This window comes from Kitasatospora papulosa (genome assembly GCF_000717245.1).
Lineage (GTDB): Bacteria > Actinomycetota > Actinomycetes > Streptomycetales > Streptomycetaceae > Streptomyces > Streptomyces papulosus.
This window is the reverse complement of record NZ_JNYQ01000006.1, coordinates 21,916-42,983: the sequence shown is the minus strand read 5'-3', so window position 1 is coordinate 42,983 and position 21,068 is coordinate 21,916. Positions and strand designations below refer to the sequence as shown.

At 72.7% G+C, this 21,068-nt stretch carries 21 protein-coding genes and 1 pseudogene; 7 read left to right on the top strand and 15 right to left on the bottom strand.

The features are described from left to right. Positions 1-90 precede the first annotated feature (90 nt). A complete protein-coding gene (locus IA22_RS0119015; RefSeq protein ID WP_030124260.1) occupies positions 91-1,254 on the bottom strand; it encodes a glycerophosphodiester phosphodiesterase in 1,164 nt (387 codons plus the stop codon). Between the two features lie 232 nt (positions 1,255-1,486). Between IA22_RS0119015 and IA22_RS0119010 the strand changes: the two genes are divergently transcribed. After that, the gene (locus IA22_RS0119010; protein ID WP_014157274.1) at positions 1,487-2,158 is read left to right on the top strand and encodes a lysophospholipid acyltransferase family protein; all 672 of its coding nucleotides are present in this window, start codon (positions 1,487-1,489) and stop codon (positions 2,156-2,158) included. Positions 2,159-2,209: 51 nt separating this feature from the next. Here IA22_RS0119010 and IA22_RS0119005 read toward each other — a convergent pair whose 3' ends face one another. Continuing rightward, positions 2,210-3,757 carry an MFS transporter gene (locus IA22_RS0119005; RefSeq protein WP_015576453.1) on the bottom strand — a complete coding sequence of 516 codons (1,548 nt, stop codon included), beginning with the start codon at positions 3,755-3,757 and terminating at the stop codon, positions 2,210-2,212. Then, entirely contained in the window at positions 3,754-4,305 is a 552-nt protein-coding gene (locus IA22_RS0119000; RefSeq protein WP_030124259.1) for a TetR/AcrR family transcriptional regulator, read from the bottom strand. Before IA22_RS0119000 ends, IA22_RS0119005 begins: the two co-directional genes overlap by 4 nt. A gap of 93 nt (positions 4,306-4,398) precedes the next feature. Between IA22_RS0119000 and IA22_RS0118995 the strand changes: the two genes are divergently transcribed. Beyond that, positions 4,399-4,902: an HAD domain-containing protein gene (locus tag IA22_RS0118995; RefSeq protein WP_014157271.1), complete on the top strand. Its 504-nt coding sequence runs from the start codon at positions 4,399-4,401 to the stop codon at positions 4,900-4,902. Positions 4,903-4,956: 54 nt separating this feature from the next. Here IA22_RS0118995 and IA22_RS0118990 read toward each other — a convergent pair whose 3' ends face one another. Further along, positions 4,957-5,928 (bottom strand): aldo/keto reductase, encoded by a 972-nt coding sequence (locus IA22_RS0118990; protein ID WP_015576455.1) that lies wholly within the window; start codon positions 5,926-5,928, stop codon positions 4,957-4,959. Positions 5,929-5,991: 63 nt separating this feature from the next. Continuing rightward, entirely contained in the window at positions 5,992-7,425 is a 1,434-nt protein-coding gene (gene argH / locus IA22_RS0118985; protein ID WP_030124258.1) for an argininosuccinate lyase, read from the bottom strand. A gap of 196 nt (positions 7,426-7,621) precedes the next feature. Between argH and IA22_RS0118980 the strand changes: the two genes are divergently transcribed. Continuing rightward, positions 7,622-8,323 carry a L,D-transpeptidase family protein gene (locus IA22_RS0118980; RefSeq protein ID WP_014157268.1) on the top strand — a complete coding sequence of 234 codons (702 nt, stop codon included), beginning with the start codon at positions 7,622-7,624 and terminating at the stop codon, positions 8,321-8,323. Here the strand turns inward: IA22_RS0118980 and IA22_RS0118975 are convergent. From IA22_RS0118975 to argC, 5 genes are read right to left on the bottom strand one after another with little or no spacing between them, the layout of a single operon-like run. Next, the gene (locus IA22_RS0118975) at positions 8,317-8,862 is read right to left on the bottom strand and encodes an arginine repressor (protein ID WP_014157267.1); all 546 of its coding nucleotides are present in this window, start codon (positions 8,860-8,862) and stop codon (positions 8,317-8,319) included. The two genes, IA22_RS0118980 and IA22_RS0118975, sit on opposite strands and share 7 nt — an antisense overlap. Before the next feature lie 25 nt (positions 8,863-8,887). Next, complete coding sequence (locus IA22_RS0118970) at positions 8,888-10,084, bottom strand: acetylornithine transaminase (protein WP_030124257.1); 1,197 nt, start codon at positions 10,082-10,084, stop codon at positions 8,888-8,890. Further along, positions 10,081-11,007: an acetylglutamate kinase gene (gene argB / locus IA22_RS0118965; protein ID WP_014157265.1), complete on the bottom strand. Its 927-nt coding sequence runs from the start codon at positions 11,005-11,007 to the stop codon at positions 10,081-10,083. The genes IA22_RS0118970 and argB overlap by 4 nt, the downstream gene beginning before the upstream one ends. Beyond that, a complete protein-coding gene (argJ, locus tag IA22_RS0118960) occupies positions 11,004-12,182 on the bottom strand; it encodes a bifunctional glutamate N-acetyltransferase/amino-acid acetyltransferase ArgJ (protein WP_030124256.1) in 1,179 nt (392 codons plus the stop codon). The genes argB and argJ overlap by 4 nt, the downstream gene beginning before the upstream one ends. Then, positions 12,179-13,207: an N-acetyl-gamma-glutamyl-phosphate reductase gene (gene argC / locus IA22_RS0118955; protein ID WP_030124255.1), complete on the bottom strand. Its 1,029-nt coding sequence runs from the start codon at positions 13,205-13,207 to the stop codon at positions 12,179-12,181. The genes argJ and argC overlap by 4 nt, the downstream gene beginning before the upstream one ends. A 468-nt stretch (positions 13,208-13,675) precedes the next feature. On the opposite strand from argC, the gene IA22_RS0118950 reads away from it, so the two are divergent. Next, on the top strand, positions 13,676-14,308 hold the full coding sequence (locus IA22_RS0118950) for an SRPBCC family protein (RefSeq protein WP_030124254.1): 633 nt from the start codon (positions 13,676-13,678) through the stop codon (positions 14,306-14,308). 134 nt (positions 14,309-14,442) lie between these two features. On the opposite strand, the gene IA22_RS0118945 is transcribed toward IA22_RS0118950, so the two are convergent. Then, entirely contained in the window at positions 14,443-14,841 is a 399-nt protein-coding gene (locus tag IA22_RS0118945; RefSeq protein WP_030124253.1) for a DUF5997 family protein, read from the bottom strand. A gap of 58 nt (positions 14,842-14,899) precedes the next feature. On the opposite strand from IA22_RS0118945, the gene IA22_RS0118940 reads away from it, so the two are divergent. Both IA22_RS0118940 and IA22_RS35300 read left to right on the top strand, forming a co-directional pair. Next, complete coding sequence (locus IA22_RS0118940; RefSeq protein ID WP_015576460.1) at positions 14,900-15,682, top strand: LysR family substrate-binding domain-containing protein; 783 nt, start codon at positions 14,900-14,902, stop codon at positions 15,680-15,682. Positions 15,683-15,840: 158 nt separating this feature from the next. Next, positions 15,841-16,265 (top strand): annotated as a pseudogene (locus tag IA22_RS35300) (LuxR C-terminal-related transcriptional regulator); the annotation flags it as partial. A 10-nt stretch (positions 16,266-16,275) separates the two neighbouring features. Here the strand turns inward: IA22_RS35300 and IA22_RS0118930 are convergent. The 4 genes from IA22_RS0118930 to IA22_RS0118915 all read right to left on the bottom strand — a co-directional run bounded on the left by IA22_RS0118930 (position 16,276) and on the right by IA22_RS0118915 (position 20,061). Further along, on the bottom strand, positions 16,276-17,427 hold the full coding sequence (locus IA22_RS0118930) for an EstA family serine hydrolase (protein ID WP_030124252.1): 1,152 nt from the start codon (positions 17,425-17,427) through the stop codon (positions 16,276-16,278). 95 nt (positions 17,428-17,522) lie between these two features. Next, a complete protein-coding gene (locus IA22_RS0118925; protein WP_030124251.1) occupies positions 17,523-18,098 on the bottom strand; it encodes a histidine phosphatase family protein in 576 nt (191 codons plus the stop codon). Positions 18,099-18,166: 68 nt separating this feature from the next. Further along, complete coding sequence (locus IA22_RS0118920) at positions 18,167-18,604, bottom strand: GNAT family N-acetyltransferase (RefSeq protein ID WP_030124250.1); 438 nt, start codon at positions 18,602-18,604, stop codon at positions 18,167-18,169. After that, entirely contained in the window at positions 18,601-20,061 is a 1,461-nt protein-coding gene (locus IA22_RS0118915; RefSeq protein WP_030124249.1) for an aminotransferase-like domain-containing protein, read from the bottom strand. Before IA22_RS0118915 ends, IA22_RS0118920 begins: the two co-directional genes overlap by 4 nt. Here IA22_RS0118915 and IA22_RS0118910 point away from each other — a divergent pair. Further along, positions 20,060-21,034, top strand: coding sequence for a DMT family transporter (locus IA22_RS0118910; protein ID WP_030124248.1), 975 nt, complete (start codon positions 20,060-20,062; stop codon positions 21,032-21,034). The genes IA22_RS0118915 and IA22_RS0118910 overlap by 2 nt on opposite strands. The last annotated feature ends 34 nt before the right edge of the window (positions 21,035-21,068 follow it).

The window sequence follows — 21,068 nt, the reverse complement described above, 5'->3', positions numbered from 1 at the left end:
GGGCGGGGCCGGTTGCCGCGCTCGGCGAGCTCCACCCGACCGGGGCATGCGGGCCGGACGGCTGACGCCCCCGGCCCGGACCCGGGCCCCTCAGTCCTTGGCGAAGTCGGCGGCCGCGAGCAGCGCGGTGTCGGGGTTGTCGGAGAAGATCCCGTCGATACCCGCCGCGAAGTACACCCGCAGGGCTCCGAACACGTCGCCGTAGGCGTTCGGGTCCGTGCCGCGCCGGAAGTCCGCGGGCAGGAAGGTGTTCTCGTTGCGCATCGTGTACGGGTGCAGGACGAGGCCCCGCGCGTGCGCGTCCGCGACCAGGGTGGTGGGGGTGGTGAGCCGCCCGGCGCCGTCCCGGGGGATGACCAGGTCCAGCGTGGGGCCGATGCCCTGCGCGAAGCCGGCGATCCACTTGAGCCCGGCGGGCCGGACCAGATCGGCGACCGTGCGGGGGTCGCCGGACTCGACGAAGTCCCAGGGGCGCTCCTTCGGGCCCGACAGCAGGACGACACGGGGCGTGGCCACCAGCTTCGCCAGCCGCTGCATGGAGCTCGGCTCGAAGGACTGGAGGATCAGGGCGGAGCTCGCCCGGTGACGGCCGTAGCGGCGCAGCAGCTTGGCGAGCGGCTCCTCCAGGCCGAGCCCGAGGCCCCTGAAGTAGGTGGGGTGCTTGGTCTCGGCGTAGAGCCAGACGGTCCTGCCACGCCTGCGGCCCTCCTCGTCCGCCCAGCGCAGGACCTCTTCGAACGTCGGGATCGTCCAGCGCCCGTCGTAAACGGTGTTCTCCTGGCGGTTGCCGGGGATCCGTTCCTTGGCGCGGAGCGTCTTCAGCTCGGCGAGGGTGAAGTCCTCGGTGAACCAGCCGGTGAGCGACACCCCGTCGACCCGCTTGGTGGTCTTCCGGCTCGCGAACTCGGGGTGCTCGGCGACGTCCGTGGTGCCGGTGATGTCGTTCTCGTGCCGGCAGACGAGGTGGCCGTCCTTGGTCGGCACCAGGTCCTGCTCGACGATGTGCGCGCCCATGTCCAGGGCCAGCCGGTAGGAGCCGAGTGTGTGTTCGGGCCGGTAGCCGCTGGCGCCCCGGTGGCCGATGACGGTGGGCACGGGGAGGTCGCGGTAGGAGCCGTGCCCGCCGCCCCGTCCGGCGGGCGCGCCACGCCCGGCGGCGTGCGCGGTGCCGGAGATTCCGAGAGCCGTCGTACCGAGGACGGCGGCCCCCAGGAGGGTCCGCCGACCGGGTGCAGTCTGCGCGCGCTCTGTCATGAATGCTCCTCGCATGTGATGTCCGGCACCTTCCGGGGAGGCTTGATCGTAGGCAGCTACGCCATCGGTGGGGCGGCCCGTGGACGAACATGGCGGAAACACACGTCAACACTGCGTATCGGCCCGGTGAACCCGATGTGCGGAGATGCGGTACCCGCGAGTATCGTCCTCACCTGCACAGACCTTCACGCATTCACGCCCCGGCCGCCCGGCCACGACACCGGAGGAAGCGTTGTCCCGACTCACGGTCATCAAGGCAGTGCTCGGACCGATCCTGCGCCTGCTCTTCCGGCCTCAGGTGGAAGGCGTGGAGAACATCCCGGGCACCGGGCCGGTGATCCTCGCGGGCAACCACCTGACGTTCATCGACTCCATGATCATGCCGATCTGCTGCGACCGGCCGGTGTTCTACATCGGCAAGGACGAGTACGTCACCGGCAAGGGCCTCAAGGGCCGGCTGATGGCGTGGTTCTTCACGGGCTGCGGAATGATCCCGGTCGACCGGGACGGTGGCCGCGGCGGTGTCGCGGCGCTGATGACCGGCCGCCGGGTGCTGGAGGAGGGACAGGCCTTCGCCATCTACCCCGAGGGCACCCGCTCCCCCGACGGCCGCCTCTACCGGGGCCGTACGGGGATCGCCCGGCTGACCCTGATGACCGGTGCGCCGGTCGTGCCGTTCGCGATGATCGGCACGGACAAGCTGCAGCCCGGCGGCGCCGGCCTCCCCCGGCCGGGCAAGGTGACGGTCCGCTTCGGCGAGCCGCTGGAGTTCTCGCGTTACGAGGGCATGGACCGCGACCGCTACGTCCTGCGGGCCGTCACGGACTCCGTGATGGCCGAGGTGATGCGGCTGTCCGGCCAGGAGTACGTCGACATGTACGCAACGAAGGCCAAGGCCGCCTGAGCCTGACAGGCGCATCCGGACGAGGGACCCCGCGCGACCGCGCCGGGTCCCTCACTCGTCGGGGATGATCCCCTCCTCCAGCTTCTGGTCGCGCAGCAGGTACCAGGCCGAGACGGCGGTGGCCAGCAGGACGACGGCACCGACCGCCGCCGACACCCGCAGCCCGTTCACGAAGGCCTCCTGCGCCGCGACGACGAGTTCGCCCCCCTGCTGCGCGGGCAGGTGCTCCGCCGTCTCCACGGCCCCGCCCAGGGACTCGTGGGCCGCCCTCGCCGCGGCGTCCGGGACGCCCTCGGGGGTCCCGAAACCCTTGTAGACGCCCGTCACGATGGACCCGAGCAGCGCGATGCCGAGGGCGGCGCCGAGTTCGTACGCCGTCTCGGACACCGCCGAGGCGGAGCCCGCCTGCTCCTTCGGGACGCTGGAGAGGATGACGTCGGAGGTGACGGTGAAGGCGAATCCCGCGCCGACGCCGACCACCAGGAGCAGCACCCCGATCAGGGGGTAGCCGGTCTCCTTGTGGATCACCGTGACCACGGCGAGCGACACGCCGATCGCCCCGAGCCCGAGGGCGACGACGGAGCGTACGGAGTAACGGCGTGCCACTCTTCCCGCCAGGAGCCCGGCGGTCACCGCGCCGACGGCCGCGGGCAGTTCGGCGAGCCCCGCCTCGAGCGGGCCCCGCCCCTGGACCAGTTGCAGGAACTGGGAGAGGAAGAAGACGATCCCGGACAGGCCGAGGATGGTCAGCAGATCGGCGAGGACCGCGCCGGAGAACCCCCGGTGGTGGAAGAGCCGCATGTCCAGCAGGGGCGCGGGGAGCCTCAGCTGACGGCGCACGAACCAGGTGAGGGCCAGCAGGCCCCCGACGGCCGCCACGGCGTTCTCCGCGCTCACACCGTGTGCGGCGGCCTCCTTGATGGCGTACACGACGCCGACCATGCCGACCAGGGAGAGCCCCACACTGGGCAGGTCCCAGGGGCCGGGCGCCGGGTTCTTCGACTCGGGGATCATCTTGATGCCGACGGCGACGAGCACCGCCATGACGGGAAGGTTGATCAGGAAGACCGAACCCCACCAGAAGTGCTCCAGCAGGAGCCCTCCCACCACCGGCCCGACGGCCGCGCCCGCCGAGGCCATGGCTCCCCAGATGCCGACGGCGAGGCTGCGTTCGCGCGGGTCGTGGAAGAGGTTGCGGATCAGGGCGAGGGTCGACGGCATCAGCGTGGCACCCGCGACACCGAGCAGGGCCCTGGCCACGATCATCATCTCGGGGCTCGACGCGTAGGCGTTGAGCACCGAGACCGCCCCGAAGGCGGTGGCGCCGGTCAGCAGCAGCTTCTTGCGGCCGATGCGGTCGCCGAGGCTGCCCATCGAGACGAGCAGGCCGGCGATGACGAAGGAGTAGACGTCGCCGATCCAGAGCAGCTGGGTGCCCGTCGGTTCGAGGTCCTCGCTGAGGAACGGGGTGGCCAGACCGAGGACGGTGGCGTCCACGGCGACCAGCAGCACCGCCAGGACGAGGACCGTGAGGGCGATCCACCGCCCCGGATGGTGCTCGTCGCCCGTGACGCCCGCCCTGGAGAAGGTGCTGCTCATTTCTCCACGCTCCGGCGTGCTCCGCCGAGGAGCAACTCGACGATCATGTACGGGAAGTCCTGTGCGGCGACCCGGCCGTCCTGGACGGCCCACGCGCAGCTCCCGATCAGGCCGTACAGCGCCTCGGTCAGCCAGGCAGGGGTGAGGTCGATCCGGATCTCCCCGCGTTCCTGGCCACGGCGGAAGAAGGCGGCGACCCGGGCGTCGAGGCGGTTCCACCCCTCGTTGACGTCGTCGCCCTCGAAGAGCTGGTTCTCGGTGACGAGGAAGGACAGCAGTCCGGCGGCCGGCTGGACCGCCGCGACGAAACGCCGCAGCCCGTCCTCGGCGCTCCCCTCGTCGAGCCCGGCGGTGTCCAGGGCGGCCTCGAATTCCTGGATGCCCAGGTCCTCCAGCGCTCCGACCAGCGCGTCCCGCCCGGCGAAGTGCCGGTGCAGGGTGGCACGGCCGATGCCCGCGGCTCTGGCGACCTCGTCCATGGTCGCCGTGGACTTGCGGGTCAGCAGCGCCGCGGCACTGCGCAGCACCTGCTCGCGATCAAGAGTCATGAGACGACAGTAACCCATTTGAGACATCAACGTCCCATCGACTCGGTTCAGGCGAGCACCACCCGTCCGGGGCTGGGGGTGCACCATGGCGGCATGAAGCCGCTGCTGCTGATCGACATCGACGGTCCGCTCAATCCGTACGCGGCTCTCGCCCGCAGCACGCCGCCCGAGGGATACCGGATCCACCCGATGCGGCCGACGGGGTGGAAGGACGGAGTACCACTGCCGGTCCTGCTCAGTCCCGGCCACGGCGAGGAGCTGCTCGCCCTCGCCGCCCGGTACGAGCTCGTCTGGGCGACCACCTGGAAGGACGAGGCAAACGAGTGGGTCGGGCCCCGGCTCGGGCTGCCCCCTCTGCCGTTCATCGACTGGCCCGCGATGCACGGGGCGACAGCCGACGGGACGTACTGGAAGACGCGGTACGTCGTCGACTACGCGGACGGCAGGCCGTTCGCCTGGGTGGACGACGAGATCTCCGCTCCCGACACGGACTACGTCGCCGCGCACCATCCGGGCCGGGCCCTGCTCCGGCGGATCGACCCCTGGGTGGGCCTTCTGCGGGAGGACTTCGACGCCCTCGCCGGCTGGGCGGCGTGAAGCGGCGCCGGCCCGGTCCCCCATGCGGCCGGGTCGCTCGGACGGCCCGGCCGCTCAGCTCCAGGGCAGCGAGGCGCGGTGCCGCCAGTACGCCTCCGGCTCCTCCACCAGGGCCGCCAGCCGGTCCAGCCGGTCCGGGTCCAGGTCGAGCAGCGGGGCGTGCAGGTTCGCCGCCAGTTGGGTGACGGTGGCCGCGCCGGACAGGACGACTCCGGCCCACGGCTGACGGAGGACCAGCGCCAGGGCCACGGCGTCGGCGTCCAGTCCGGCCTCCGCGCCGATCTCGCGCACGACGGCGGGCGCCTCGGTCCCGGCGAGCCGGCCGTTGGCCATGGCCTCCTTGACGATCACGGTGACGCCGGCGTCGTGCGCCTCGGCGAGCGCGGCGCCGGCGGAGGTCTCCAGGGCGTTGAACGTGGCCTGGACGGTACGGAACAGGGGTTCGCCGTCCACGGTCACGGCGAGGGCGGCCCGGATGGCGTCGGCCTGGCCCGGGCCGCTGGCGGAGAAGCCGACGGTGGTGCCCGTGGCGGCCAGCTCGGCGAGACGCGCGTGGAGGTCCTTGTCGGCGAGCACCGGGCTGTCGGCGGTGACGGAGTGGACCTGGTACAGATCGAGCCGGTCGCCGAGCAGCTCCGCCGTCTCGGCGTACTGGCGCTCGAAGGTGGCGAGCGAGTGGTCCTTGACCTCGTGCTCCTCGGCGTCCACCCGCCAGTCACCGGTGTAGGTGTAGCCCCACTTGCTGCCGACGACCACGTCCGTCACCTCGGGACGGGCGGTCAGCCACCCGGCGAGGAACTCCTCGGCGCGGCCGTAGGAACGGGCGGCGTCGAAGTAGCGGACACCCTGGGCGTAGGCCGCGTCCAGGAGTTCGTGGGTGCGGGCGCGCAGGGCGTCCACCCCGCGGTCGCCGGGCAGATCGCGGTCCCGGTGCGGGGTGATGTAGCCGGGCCTGCCGACGGCGGCCAGGCCGAGCCCGATGTGGGAGGTCGGGGTGGTCGCTCGGTTCAGGCGGGCGAAGGGCATCGCGGGCTCCTCTGGGTCGGTTCCGAACGCCTTCCCGTCAACGTAGCCCGCGATGCCCGCGAATCACCCGCGCGCGGTCGCCCAGGCGTGCTGCGTCACCAGGTCGGCCTTCACCTCGGCCAGCTGGACCGCGACGGCCGAGGGGGCCGTCCCGCCGCGCCCGTCGCGGGAGGCGAGTGCGCCGGGCACGTTCAGGACGGTGCGGACCTCCGGGGTGAGGTGCGCGGAGATCTTCGCGAACTGCTCGTCCGTCAGCTCGTCGAGCTCGATGCCCTCCTGCTCGCACACCTTCACGCACTCACCGGCGACCTCGTGCGCCACCCGGAAGGGGACGCCCTGCTTGACGAGCCATTCGGCGATGTCCGTGGCGAGCGAGAAGCCGGCCGGGGCCAGCTCCTCCATGCGCTCCCGGTTTACCGTGAGCGTGGCCATCATCCCGGTGAAGGCGGGCAGCAGGATCTCCAGCTGGTCGCAGGAGTCGAAGACCGGCTCCTTGTCCTCCTGGAGGTCGCGGTTGTACGCGAGCGGGAGGGCCTTCAGCGTCGCCATCAGGCCCGTCAGGTTGCCGATGAGGCGGCCGGACTTGCCCCGGGCCAGCTCGGCGATGTCCGGGTTCTTCTTCTGCGGCATGATCGAGGAGCCGGTGGAGAAGGCGTCGTGGAGGGTGACGAAGGAGAACTCCTTCGTGTTCCAGATGATGATCTCCTCGGCGATCCGGGAGAGGTTCACGCCGATCATCGCGGTGATGAAGGCGAACTCGGCGACGAAGTCACGGGACGCGGTGCCGTCGATCGAGTTGGCGACGGAGCCGCGCTCGAAGCCGAGGTCCGCGGCCACCGCCTCCGGGTCGAGGCCCAGGGAGGAGCCGGCCAGCGCGCCGGAGCCGTACGGGGAGACGGCGGTCCGCTCGTCCCACTGTCGCAGCCGCTCGGCGTCCCGGGAGAGGGACTGCGCGTGCGCCAGGACGTGATGGGCGAAGAGGACGGGCTGGGCGTGCTGGAGGTGCGTGCGGCCGGGCATGGCGACGTCGGGGTGCGCCTCGGCCAGCCCCACCAGGGCGTCCTGGAGCTCGGCCACCAGTCCGCCGATGATCCGGGCGTGGTCGCGCAGGTACATGCGGAAGAGCGTGGCCACCTGGTCGTTGCGGGACCGGCCGGCGCGCAGCTTCCCGCCGAGGTCCGGACCGAGACGTTCCAGGAGCCCGCGCTCCAGTGCGGTGTGGACGTCCTCGTCGGCGATGGTGCCGGTGAAGGAGCCGTCGGCGACGGCGGCTTCGAGCGAGTCCAGGCCCTCGGTCATCCGGGCCAGCTCGTCGTCGGTGAGCAGTCCCGCCTTGGTGAGCACACGCGCGTGGGCGCGGGAGCCGGCGATGTCGTAGGGGGCGAGCCGCCAGTCGAAGTGGACGGACGCGGACAGCTTGGCCAGCGCTTCGGCCGGGCCGTCGGCGAAACGGCCGCCCCAGAGGCGTACGTCGCTGTTTCCGGTGCCGTTGCTCACTGCGTGCTCCTCGGGAGTGCAAGGGATGTGCGTCCGCCTCACGGCGTGATGGCATAACTATGCAAGGGGCCGCATGTTTTGTCAAAGCAACGGGCCGCGGCGCCGGCTGCCACCACGCCCGCCACGGGGTGAGTCCCTGGGCCGTACGGAGCAGGCGCGGTGGGGGCGTGCCGCCGGGCCCCGTACGGTCCGGAGCATGCGCAGACTCCTGGTGACCGCGTCGGTCCTGCTGGCCCTGGCCGGTTCGCTCGCGGCGCGGCCCGCCGGGCCCCCGCCCCTTCCGGAGCGGCTGGCCGACACGGGCGGCGGTACGCAGCTGATCACCGCCCAGGCCCCGCGCGCGGACTCCACCACCGGCACGCTCACCTGGTGGGACCGGCGCGGCGGCGGCTGGGTGGCGGCGGGGTCGGCGCCCGCCCGCTTCGGGGCGAACGGCCTGACCGAGGGCGCCACGCGTGTCCAGGGCACGAACACCACGCCCACCGGCCTGTACGACCTGCCGTACGCCTTCGGCATCGAGGCGGCCGCGCCGGGAACCCGCCATCCCTACCGGCGGGTCGGCGAAGGCTCGTGGTGGTGCCAGGACAACCTGTCACGCTCCTACAACCGTTGGGTCGACCCGCGTCCCGCCGACTGCCGCCCCGAGGAGGCCGAACACCTCGTCGGCTACTCCACCCAGTACGCCCGTGCGCTCGTCATCGGCTTCAACTACCACCGGCCGGTGCGGGGCAGGGGCGCCGGGATCTTCCTGCACGTCGACGGCAAAGGGGCGACCGCCGGCTGCGTGTCCGTGCCGGCGGCCGCCATGAACCGCGTCCTGCGCTGGGCCGACCCGGCCCGCCGCCCGCACATCGCGATCGGGACGGCGTCCGGACGGACCGCGATCACCCGCTACTGAACTCCGCGGTCGTTCTGGGCCAGCCGCAGCAGGTGGTCGGCGAGGGCCTGGCCACCGTTCGGGTCACGGCTGATCAGCATCAGCGTGTCGTCCCCCGCGATCGTGCCCAGGATCGCCCGGAGTTCGGCCTGGTCGATGGCCGAGGCGAGGAACTGCGCGGCGCCCGGCGGCGTACGCAGCACCACCAGGTTGGCCGAGGCCTCCGCGGAGATGAGCAGCTCGGCGGAGAGTCTGCGCATCCGCTCCTCCTTCGCCGAGCCCCCGAGCGGCGCCTGCGGGGTGCGGAAACCGCCCTCGCTCGGCACGGCGTAGATCAGCTCGCCGCCGGTGTTGCGGATCTTCACCGCTCCGAGCTCGTCCAGGTCGCGGCTGAGCGTCGCCTGGGTGACGCTCAGGCCGTCGTCGGACAGCAGCCTGGCCAGCTGGCTCTGCGAGCGCACGGGCTGGCGGTTCAGGATGTCCACGATCCTGCGGTGGCGCGCCGTGCGTGTCTGTGGCACCGACGGCCCGCCGTGCTCGGTTTCCTGCGCCTCGGTCATCGTCGTCGCCTCATTCTCCGGATCGTCACTCCCCGGATCGTCCGTCCCCGTAAGCCGTGTCGAGAGCTCCCGGCAGAATCCGCAGGAACGCGTCCACCTCGGCGTCACCGATGATCAGCGGCGGCATGAGCCGTACGACGTCGGGGGCGGGTGCGTTCACCAGGAGTCCGGCTCCCTGGGCCGCCTGCTGCACCTTCTGCGCGAGGGGCCCGGTGAGCACGATACCCAGCAGCAGTCCGGAGCCGCGGACGTGGGAGACCAGCGGGTGCCCGAGGCTCTCGACACCGTCCCGGATCCGCTCGCCGAGCCGCTTCACGGTGTCCAGGGTGCCGTCGGCCGCGAGGGTGTCCAGCACGGCCAGACCGGCGGCGCAGGCGACGGGGTTGCCGCCGAACGTCGTGCCGTGCTGACCGGGCTTCAGCAGGTCGGCCGCGGGGCCGAACGCGACGGTGGCGCCGATCGGCAGCCCGCCGCCGAGGCCCTTCGCCAGGGTGACCACGTCGGGCTCGACGCCCTGGTGGGCCTGGTGCTCGAACCAGTGGCCGCAGCGCCCGATCCCGGTCTGCACCTCGTCCAGGACGAGCAGCGTGCCGGTGGCCCGGGTGATCTCCCTGGCCGCCTCCAGATAGCCCTTGGGCGGGACGACGACGCCGTTCTCGCCCTGCATCGGCTCGATGACCAGCAGCGCGGTGTCGGTGGTCACGGCGGCCCGGAGCGCCTCGACGTCTCCGTACGGCACGTGCGTGACCTCGCCCGGCAACGGCAGGAACGGGGTGCGCTTGGCGGGCTGGCCGGTGAGCGCGAGGCTGCCCATGGTCCGGCCGTGGAAGCCGCCGTCGGTGGCGACCATGTGCGTCCGGCCGGTCAGTCGGCCGATCTTGAAGGCCGCCTCGTTGGCCTCGGCGCCGGAGTTGGAGAAGAAGACCCTGCCCGTGCGCCCGAAGAGCTGCAGCAGCCGCTCGGCGAGCGCGATGGGGGGCTCGGCGGTGTAGAGGTTGGAGACGTGGCCGAGGGTGGCGATCTGGGTGGAGACGGCCTCGACCACCGCGGGATGGGCGTGGCCGAGCGCGTTGACCGCGATCCCGCCGACGAAGTCGAGGTACTCGGTGCCCTCGGCGTCCCAGACCCGGGGGCCCTCGCCGCGCACCAGCGGCAGTTGCGGGGTGCCGTAGTTGTCCATCAGTGCGCCCTGCCAGCGCTGCGCGAACTCCTGGTTGCTCATGACTCCCCCTCAGCGCCGAACCGGGCGGCGGCTGTTGCGTCGGGCACGACCATCGTGCCGATTCCTTCGTCGGTGAAGATCTCCAGCAGGATCGAGTGCTGGACCCTGCCGTCGATGACACGGGCGGTCTCCACACCGTTGCGTACGGCGTGGAGGCAGCCCTGCATCTTGGGCACCATGCCGCTGGAGAGGTCGGGCAGCAGCTTCTCCAGCTGGGTGGCGGTGAGGCGGCTGATGACGTCGTCGCTGTTGGGCCAGTCCTCGTAGAGGCCCTCGACGTCGGTGAGGACCATCAGCGTCTCGGCGTTCAGCGCGGCGGCGAGTGCGGCCGCCGCGGTGTCGGCGTTGACGTTGTAGACGTGGTTGTCCTCCGCCGAGCGTGCGATGGAGGAGATGACCGGGATCCGGCCGTCGTCCAGCAGCGCCTGGATCGCTCCCGTGTCGATGTCGGTGATCTCCCCGACCCGGCCGATGTCCACGGCCTCGCCGTCTATCACGGGCCGGTGCTGGACGGCGGTGATCGTGTGCGCGTCCTCGCCGGTCATACCGACGGCGAGCGGGCCGTGCTGGTTGAGCAGCCCGACGAGCTCACGCTGGACCTGCCCCGCCAGGACCATGCGGACGACGTCCATGGCCTCGGGCGTGGTGACGCGCAGCCCTGCCTTGAACTCGCTGACCAGGCCCTGCTTGTCGAGCTGGGCACTGATCTGCGGGCCGCCGCCGTGCACCACGACGGGCTTCAGCCCGGCGTGCCGCAGGAAGACGACGTCCTGGGCGAAGGCGGCCTTCAGCTCCTCGTCGACCATGGCGTTGCCGCCGAACTTGATGACGACGGTTCTGCCGTGGTGCCGGGTGAGCCAGGGCAGCGCCTCGATGAGGATCTGCGCCTTCGGCAGCGCGGTGTGCTTCCTCGCGGCGCTCATGAGCTGTACGCGCTGTTCTCGTGGACGTACTCGGCGGTCAGGTCGTTGGCCCAGATGACGGCGGACTCCGCCCCGGCCGCGAGGTCCGCGGTGATCCTGACCTCCCGGTAGCGCATGTCGACCAGTTCCCGGTCCTCGCCGACGCTGCCGTTCTTGCACACCCAGACGTCGTTGATGGCGACGTTCAGCTGGTCGGGCTCGAAGGCGGCCTTCGTGGTGCCGATCGCGGAGAGGACGCGGCCCCAGTTGGGGTCCTCGCCGTGGATGGCGCACTTGAGGAGGTTGTTGCGGGCGATGCTCCGGCCGACCTCGACGGCGTCGTCCTCGGTCGCGGCGTTGACCACCTCGATCCGGATGTCCTTGGACGCGCCCTCGGCGTCGCCGATGAGCTGGCGGGCGAGGTCGGCGCAGACGCGCTGCACGGCCTGGTCGAACTCGGCCCGGCCCGGGGAGATGCCGCTCGCCCCGGAGGCCAGCAGCAGCACGGTGTCGTTGGTCGACATGCAGCCGTCGGAGTCGACGCGGTCGAAGGTGGTACGGGTCGCGGCGCGCAGGGACGCGTCGAGCACGGGGGCTTCGACATCGGCGTCGGTGGTGAGGACGACCAGCATGGTGGCGAGGCCGGGGGCGAGCATGCCCGCGCCCTTGGCCATACCGCCGACGGTCCAGCCGCCGTGGGTGACCACGCTCGTCTTGTGGACGGTGTCGGTGGTCTTGATCGCGATGGCGGCCTTCTCGCCGCCGTGCGGGGTTAGTTGGGCGACCGCCTTGTCGATGCCGGGGAGGAGCTTGTCCATGGGCAGCGGCAGGCCGATCAGGCCGGTGGAGGCGACGGCGACCGTGCCGGCGCCGTGTCCGCCCGTCTCGTCGTATCCGGCGCTGTTGAGGGAGTCGGCCGCCTTCTCGGCGGTCGCGTGGGTGTCCTGGAAGCCCTGGGGTCCCGTACAGGCGTTGGCGCCACCGGAGTTGAGTACCACAGCGGTCACCTCACCGCTCTTGAGCACCTGCTCCGACCAGAGGACGGGGGCCGCCTTGACGCGGTTGGAGGTGAAGACTCCCGCGGCGGCGCAGCGCGGCCCCTGGTTGACCACGACGGCCAGGTCCGGGCCGCCGCTCTCCTTGATTCCGGCGGCGATGCCCGCCGCCGAGAACCCCTGTGCTGCCGTGACGCTCACGGTGCGACTCCGATCGTGGAAAGACCTGTGTCCTCGGGAAGCCCGAGGGCGATGTTCATGCTCTGCAGGGCGCCTCCGGCGGTGCCCTTGGCGAGGTTGTCGATGGCGCTGATCACGACGATCCGGCCGGCCGCCTCGTCGTGGGCGACCTGGATCTGCACGGCGTTGGACCCGTACACCGCCGCGGTGGAGGGCCACTGCCCCTCGGGCAGCAGGTCGACGAACGGCTCGTCGGCGAAGGCCTTCTCGTACGCCGTGCGGAGCTGCTCGGCGCCCACCCCGGGCTTCGCCTTGGCGCTGCACGTGGCGAGGATGCCGCGGGGCATGGGCGCGAGGGTCGGTGTGAAGGACACGGAGACGGGCTCACCGGCCGCGGCCCCGAGGTTCTGGATCATCTCGGGGGTGTGCCGGTGGACGCCGCCGACGCCGTAGGGCGTCATGTTGCCCATGACCTCGGAGCCGAGCAGGTGCGGCTTGGCCGCCTTGCCCGCGCCGGAGGTGCCGGACGCCGCGACGACGACGGCCTCGGGCTCGGCGAGGCCGGCCGCGTAGGCCGGGAAGAGCGCGAGGGAGACGGCGGTCGGGTAGCAGCCGGGCACGGCGATGCGCTTGGTGCCCGCCAGTGCGGCGCGGGCACCGGGCAGTTCGGGCAGGCCGTAGGGCCAGGTGCCGGCGTGCGGCGAGCCGTAGAACTTCTCCCAGTCCGCCGGGTCCGCGAGGCGGAAGTCGGCACCCATGTCGACGACGAGCACCTCGTCACCGAGCTGCTCCGCCACGGCGGCGGACTGCCCGTGCGGCAGGGCCAGGAAGACGACGTCGTGCCCGCCGAGCACCTCTGCCGTGGTCGGCCGGAGAACCCGGTCCGCGAGGGGCCGCAGGTGCGGCTGCAGGGCGCCGAGCGGCTCCCCGGCGTTGGAGTGGGCGGTGAGGGCCCCGATCTCGACCTGTGGGTGGGAGAGGAGCAGGCGGAGCAGCTCCCCGCCGGCGTATCCGCTCGCTCCTGCCACTGCCGCACGTACCACCATCGGACATTCCTCCTCATCGATGGCATGACTATACGCAGCTATGCAGTTTTATGCAAAGATCGGTTACCGTGATCGGCTGGAACGCGGCCCCCCGCGCGGGGCGGACGCCGTGGTGACCGCGGGGCGGTCCCAGGCGGTGCGGTGCCGCCGTGACCTGTCCGGGCCCGCAGACCGTATCGACGGCAGGACCGCGTCCGCCCGCCTGCGTCAGCTCGGCGAGGACGGCCTGCGGGGCACGGTCGACCGGCTGGGCGGCCGGGCCGGAGGCCACCTTTTCGGCGTACCCCACGACCCTGACGCCACAGGGGGCTCGGGTCGCGGCGGGGACGTGTTCGTCCGGCGCGGACACGGACGTCGGGCGCACGGTTCGCCCCCTGCGCATGGGCGCGGACGGAGGAATTCCGGTTACATGGCCCGGGGACCGCCGGGGTCTCCGGCGCGGACGACGCGGAGAAGGGCTGGAAGGCCATGGGCGAGATCGTCGACGAGATCAGCCGTGTACACCGGGAGGTCGGCACGCGCCGCGTGGCGTCGGAACTGGCCGGCACGGTGCTGCTGCGGCGCGCCTTCGACGCCGAGGTCGCCGAGGTCTGGAGCGCGGTGACGTCCCCGGAGCGGATCGCCCGGTGGTTCCTTCCGGTGACCGGCGAGTTCCGGGCCGGCGGGAGCTACCAGCTCGAGGGGAACGCGGGCGGCGAGATCCTGGAGTGCCTGCCCCGGGAGCGCCTCCGCGTGTCCTGGCTGTTCGGTCCCGACCCCGCCTTCAGCGAGGTCGAGGTGCGCCTCGCGCCCGAGGAGGGCGGGGGGACGGTGTTCGAGCTGGAGCACGTGTCCGTCGTCCCGGAGGAGTTCCGGAGCCAGTACGGGCCGGGAGCGGTCGGGGTCGGCTGGGACCTGGCTCTTCTGGGGCTCGGGTGGCATCTGGCGGGTGGCGGGCTCAGTCCGGAGGACGCCGTGGAGTGGGAGGCGTCACCCGAGGCGAAGGCCTTCGTCGCGCGTTCGGGCGAGGAGTGGGGCCGTGCGTTCGCCGCCTCCGGAGCGGACCCGGAGACCGTGACCGCGACGACGGTGGCGACGGTCGCGTTCTATACGGGCGAATAGTCCGCCCGCCGACGGCCCTGCCAGGCTCTCCTGCCGCAGGACCGCGTCCGGAACCCGGGCCGCCCGTCCTGATGCCCTGGCGGAACACGTCCCGCGCGGAAGGGCGTGAAGGGCATCAGGAGAGCGCGGGCGCGTCAGTCGCGGTCGGCCTGCTCGGCACGGGCGGCGTTGCGCTCCTTGATGCGGACCGCTTCCTTGCGGACGTCGGCCTGGGTGGCGCGCTCCTTCTGGAGCCACTCGGGGCTCTCCTGCTTCAGCGCGTCGATCTGCTCGGTCGTGAGCGGCTCCGTGACACCGCCGCGCGCGAGGCCGGCGATGGAGACGCCCAGCTTCGAGGCGACCACCGGGCGGGGATGCGGGCCGTTGCGGCGCAGCTCCTGCAGCCACTCGGGCGGGTCGGACTGCAGCGCGTTCAGCTCGGCGCGCGAGACGACGCCCTCCTGGAACTCGGCGGGGGTGGCTTCGAGGTACACACCCAGCTTCTTCGCCGCGGTGGCGGGCTTCATCGTCTGGGTGGTCTGGTGCGACGTCATGGTGTCCAGGGTATCGAGCATGTGCGGCGCCTCCGACCACGGCCGGTAACCTGGCGGGGTGACAGGCTCGGAAGTACCCCCCGCGTTCCGGCTCGCCTACGTCCCGGGCGTGACCCCGACCAAGTGGGTGCGGATCTGGAACGAGCGGCTGCCCGGTACCCCGCTGACCCTCGTCGGCGTCCCCGCGGCCGATGCGGCCGGTCTGCTGCGCGACGGCGGCGCGGACGCCGGTTTCGTGCGGCTGCCCGTCGACCGTACGGACCTCAGCGCGATCCCCCTCTACACCGAGACGACGGTCGTCGTGATCCCCAAGGACCACGCCGCGTTCTCCGTCGAGGAGATGTCGGTGGAGGACCTCGCCGACGAGATCGTGCTCCATCCCCTGGACGACACCCTCGACTGGGAGCGCCCGCCCGGCCGGCCCGCGTTCGAACGGCCCGCGACGACAGCGGACGCCGTCGAGCTGGTGGCGGCGGGCGTGGGACTGCTCGTCGTCCCGCAGTCGCTGGCCCGGCTGCACCACCGCAAGGACCTCACCTACCGGCCGCTGACCGGCGTCCCCGAGTCGCGGATCGCGCTGTCGTGGCCGGAGGAGAAGACCACCGACCTGGTGGAGGAGTTCATCGGGATCGTCCGGGGCCGGACCGTCAACAGCACCCGGGGCCGTCCCCCGACACCGCCGCAGCCCAAGGCCGGGCGCGCCGGGAAGAAGAGCGGCGCCGCACGCAAACCGGCCGCGGGCAAGACCTCCCGGGGCGGGTCCGGCGGTTCCGGCAGGGCCGCCGGTTCCAAGAACCCCAAGGGCGGCGTGAAGCGAGGGAAGCCCCGCCGCCGGCCGTAGCGGGCCGGATGCCCCCTACCCGGAGTACTTCGGGACTACGCGGAGGGCGCACTCCTGAGCGGGACGCCGACCACACGGACCGCTCCCTACCTTCGGTACCGGATTCGCGGACCACGATCCGGTACGGAAGGACTTCCCATGGCGCCCCGCCCGTGGAGCTCACCGAGGTGCCCGGCGCCGGCGTCCGGGTCCTCGTGCTGACCACCTTCGACCTGGACGAGTACGTGTACGAGGCGCTGCGCGCGGGTGCATCCGGGTTCCTGCTGAAGGACGCCTCCGCCGCCGAACTCGCCCAGGCGGTCCGGTGGTGGCCGCAGGGGACGCGCTGCTCGCCCCGAACATCACCAAGCGGCTGATCGCCGAGTTCTCCCGGGTCAGCTCCGGCCCCCGGCCCCCGGGCAGGGAGCGCGTCGGCGTGATCGCGCAGGGCCTGTCGAACGGGGAGATCGCGGTACGTCCGGTGGTGGCGGAGCAGACCGTGAAGACCCATGTGAGCCGGACGCCGGTCAGACTGGGCCTGCGCGACCGGACGCAGGCCGCCGTGTACGCGTACGAGTCGGGGCTGGTGCGCCCGGCCGGCTACCGACCGCGGTTCACAGGGCGCCGTACACCGCGTCGACCAGAGCCATCTTGCGCGGGTCGTCGGCGATGGCCGGGCCCATGCGGTTCATGACGTAGCCGAGGGCGATCTTGGCCTCCGGATCGGCGAGACCGCAGGAGCCGCCCGCCCCGTCATGGCCCACAGCACGCGGGTTGGGGCCGTACGAGCCGTTCGGCCCGCTCAGCCAGAGGCCCAGTCCCAGCTCGGTCTCGTGGGTGAAGCCCGCTCCCAGCACCAGGTCCCGGCAGCTGCCCTGTCCCTCACGCACCCGCTCGGCGGCCTCCTCGGACAGGATCCGCCTTCCGTCGAGGGTGCCCCGCCCGGCGAGGATGCCGTAGAGGGCGGCGACCCCGCGGGCGGTGCCGTGGCCGTTGGCCGCGGGGATCTCGGCGGCCCGCCACTGCGGGGTGTTGGCCGCGGCCGTGCCGGTGCCCGGGTTCAGCAGGGAGGCGATGGCCACCGGCTCCATCCGGGCGAACAGGGCGGCCTGTGCACGGGAGACGTCCTTCGGCTGGACGAGTTCGGCGACCCGGTCGGCGTCCTTCTCCGGCAGGCCCACCGTGAAGTCGATCCCGAGCGGCCCGGTGACCTCCTGACGCAGGAACTCCCCGGGCAGCAGACCGGTGATCCGGCGTACGACCTCGCCGACGAGGAAGCCGTACGTGATCGCGTGGTACCCGGAGCGGGTGCCGGGCTCCCACCAGGGCGCGGTGGCCGCGAGGCGGGCGGTGGTGAGCTCCCAGTCGTAGAGCTCGGCCAGGGTGTGCGGGTCACGCAGGCCGGCGACGCCCGAGCGGTGCGAGAGCAGGTGGCGCACGCGCACGGACTCCTTGCCCTGGGCGGCGAATTCGGGCCAGTAGGCGGCGACCGGGGCGTCGAGGTCCAGGAGCCCGCGGTCGGCGAGGATGTGGGCGCAGAGCGCGGTCGGGCCCTTCGTCGTGGACCAGACGTTGACCACGGTGTCGCGTTCCCAGGGCCGGGTCCGCGCCCCGTCGGCCCAGCCGCCCCAGAGGTCCACCACCGGGTGCCCGTCGAGCAGGACGGTGACCGCCGCGCCCAGCTCGTCGCGCTCGGCGAAGTTCGCCGCGAACGCGTCGCGCACCGCCCCGAACCGGTCGTCGCAGTGGCCTCGGATGTGCGGCACGGGCTCTCTCCTCGTCTCGGTGCCAGGCACCATACCGACTGGTCGGACCGGCGGGAAGGCACCGCACGTCCCGTTCCTTCGACCGGGTGACCGGGTCAGCGCGGGACGGCTTCGAGGCTGAGGCTCCACCGGCCGGGCAGTCCGGTGATCGTCACGGCGGAGAGCGGCCGGACGTCGACGTTCCAGTACGTCGACGGCGGGGCCTTGAGGGCGTAGACCAGGGCCGCGCGGACGACGGCGGGTTCGGCGACGGCGACGACGGCGCCGTCCAGGACCGGCCTGGTGTCGAGCCAGCCGCCGACCCGGGCGATGAAGGCGAGCAGGGATTCGCCGCCGTGCGGGGCGGAGCGCGGATCGGCGAGCCAGGCGTCCACACCGGCCGGTTCGCGCGCGGCGACCTCGGAGAGGGTCAGCCCCCGCCAGCGGCCCATGTCGCAGTCGCGCAGCGCGGGCTGGACGAGCGGGGCGAAGCCGAGGGCGTCCCCGGTGGCGCGGCTGCGGGGCGTCGGTGAGCAGTAGCGCAACTCGGCGCCGCCGAGCCGGACCAGGGTGTGCGCGACGAGCTGGATCTCGCGCCAGCCCTCGTGGTCGAGCGGCCGGTCGTCGTCGAAACGCTCGGCGAGGAGGGCGGAGCTGCGTGCTGCGGCGACCAGGGACACCCGAACACTCATGGGCGCGATCGTGGGGCCGGCCGCCCCGCCGGTCAAGGGGGCGGGACGGAAAGCGCGTTCGTCCGGTCTCAGCCCGTCCGCAGGGACATCCACATGCCGGGCTCGGGGAGTGGCGTGAAACCGAGCTTCGCGTACACCCCGTGGGCGTCCTTGGTCGCGAGCAGGAACCTGCGTACGCCCAGCGGGGCCAGCCGGTCCCGGACGGTGGTGACGAGCCGGGTGCCGAGGCCGTGGCCTCGGGCCGCCGGGTCGACGTACACATCGCATATCCACGCGAACGAGGCGTGGTCGGTCACGACGCGGGCGTAGGCGGCCTGCTCTCCCGAATCCACCTCGTAGGCACCGAAGTTGAGCGATCCCGCGATCATGCGCTCCTGGTGCTCCCGGGTGCGCCCCAGGGCCCAGTAGGCGTCCGTGGACAGCCAGCGGTGGACGCGGGCCACGTCCAGCCGCGCGGGGTCGTCGGAGATCTCGTGGTGGTGCCGGGCGGTCTCGTCGTCGTTCACCCGGGGAGGCTATCGCTCCGCCCGGGCAGGTCGTCGACCGCTGTGCGCAGTCTGCGCACCCCCTCGGCGATCTCGGCGGCTCCCGACACGGCCGCGAAGCTCAGCCTGATGTGCGCGGCGGGCGGCTCGGCGCAGTGGTAGGGGCGGCCGGGCGCGACGGCCACCCCGGCCCGCAGGGCGGCGGCGACGAGGGCGGGTTCGCCCGCCACCGGACCGGGCAGCCTGAGCCAGATACTGCCGCCGCCCGACGGCACGTGCGGCAGGGCGAGTTCGGGGAGCCCGCTCCGCACCGCCGCCGTCATCGCGGTGCGACGACTGCCGAGCTCCGCGGCCACGGTACGCAGATGACGCTCCCAGGACGGGGAGCCGACGAGTTCGAGCGCCGCCTCCTGGACCGGACGCGGGACGAAGAAGCTGTCGACGACCTGGATGGCACGCAGCCGTTCGAGGACGGGGCCACGGGCGGCCAGGGCGCCGACACGCAGGCTCGGTGACGTGATCTTGGTGAGGGAACGGACATGGACGACGACACCGTGCGGATCGTGGGCCGCCAGGGGCTCGGGCTGAGGGCCGGCGTCCGCGTGGACGAGACGGCGCGCGAAGTCGTCCTCGACGACGAAGGCGCCCGCCACCCGGGCGGCCCGTACGACCCGCGCCCGTCGGTCAGGGGCGAGCACGGCGCCCGTGGGGTTCTGGAAGAGCGGCTGACAGACGAAGACCCTGGCCCCGGTGGCCCGGAAGGCTGCCTCCAGCAGGTCGGGGCGGACCCCGTCGGCGTCCACCGGCACGGGGACCGGTCGCAGACCCGTGGCGCGGGCGGCGGCGAGCATGCCCGGATAGGTGGGCGATTCCACGAGGACGGGGGCTCCCGGCGGGGCGAGCGCGCGCAGCGCGGTGGCCAGGGCGCTCTGGCCACCGGCGGTGATCAGGACGTCGGCCCCGGTGAGCGTGGAGCCGATCTCCCGGGCGAACCAGGCGCGCAGCTCGGGCAGCCCGTCGGTGGGCGGCCTCCCCCATGCCCCCGGCCGGCGTCCGGCCCGGGCCAGGGCGGCGGCCAGGGCGCGCTCGGGCTGGAGACCGGGATGGAGGTAGCCGCCGTTGAACTCGATCACCCCGGGCGGCGGCGCGGCGAGGGTGACCAGCACACCCGAGGCGTCGACGGTACGCGGCACGACCTCGGGGCCGCCGTCGCCGCTGAGCGAGACCTCCTGCCAGGAGGTGTCGCCCGGGGCGGGAACCGGGGCGTCCGTCTCGGCCCGGAAGGCTCCCGAACCGGGCCGGGTGACGACCAGGCCTTCGGAGGCGAGCTGCGAGACGGCCCGGGAGACGGTCACCGGGCTCACCTTGAAACGCTCGACGAGCGCGCGACTCGACGGCAGCTTCTCACCCGGAGAGTAGCGGTTCAGCTCACTCCGCAGGGATTTCACCAGTTCACCTACGCTGCTACGCTCATGCATGACAGCACAGAATAGCGCTACTGCGGGCACCGCGATAGCGGTCGACACCGGCCGGCCCTCAGCGCGGCGCCGCGGCCCCGGGAGCGGGGTCGTCCTCGCCGGGCTCGGCGTCCTCGCCTTCTCCCTGACCTTTCCCTCGACGGTGTGGGGCCTGGAGAGCTTCGGCCCCTGGTCGCTGGTCGCGCTGCGCAGTGTGCTCGCCGCGCTGATCGCGGGATGCGCCCTGCTCGCGGGCCGGGTGCCGGTGCCGGAGCGCCGCCACTGGGCCGGCCTGGCGGTCGTCGCCGGTGGCGTGGTGGTGGGCTTCCCGCTGCTGACCTCGCTGGCTCTCCGGACCTCCACCAGCTCGCACGCGGCCGTCGTGGTCGGACTGCTGCCGCTGACGACCGCCCTCCTCTCGGCGCTTCGTACCGGATCGCGCCCGCCTCGCGCCTTCTGGGCCGCCGCGCTGGCGGGGGCGGCCGTCGTGATCGCCTTCACGGTCCAGCAGAGCGGAGGGGAGCTCTCCGGCGGCGATCTGTACCTCTTCGGGGCCCTGCTGGTCTGCGCGGCGGGATACACCGAGGGCGGCAGGCTCGCCGGGGTGATGCCCGGCTGGCAGGTGATCGGCTGGGCCCTCGTCCTCACCCTGCCGCTCGCGGTGGCCGGCCCGCTGGTGGCACTGCCGTTCGAGCCGGTGCGTCTCACGGCGCACGGGATCATCGGGCTGGTGTGGGTGGCCGCCGGATCGACCTTCCTGGGGCTGTACGTCTGGTACCGGGGCATGGCGGAGATCGGGGTCCCGCGGGCCAGTCAGCTCCAGCTGGCGCAGCCGCTGCTCACCCTGGTCTGGTCGTTCCTCGTCCTCGGCGAGGAGGTGTCCGGGGCGGCGCCGGTGGCGGCGGTGGCGGTCCTGGTGTGCATCGCCGTCACCCAGCGCGCGGGAAGCCGCGGCATCCGCCGCACGGGAGCCGATAGCCGCGTCGGGTCATAGACTTGTCGACATGGACCGCCACCCGTGAGGAGGT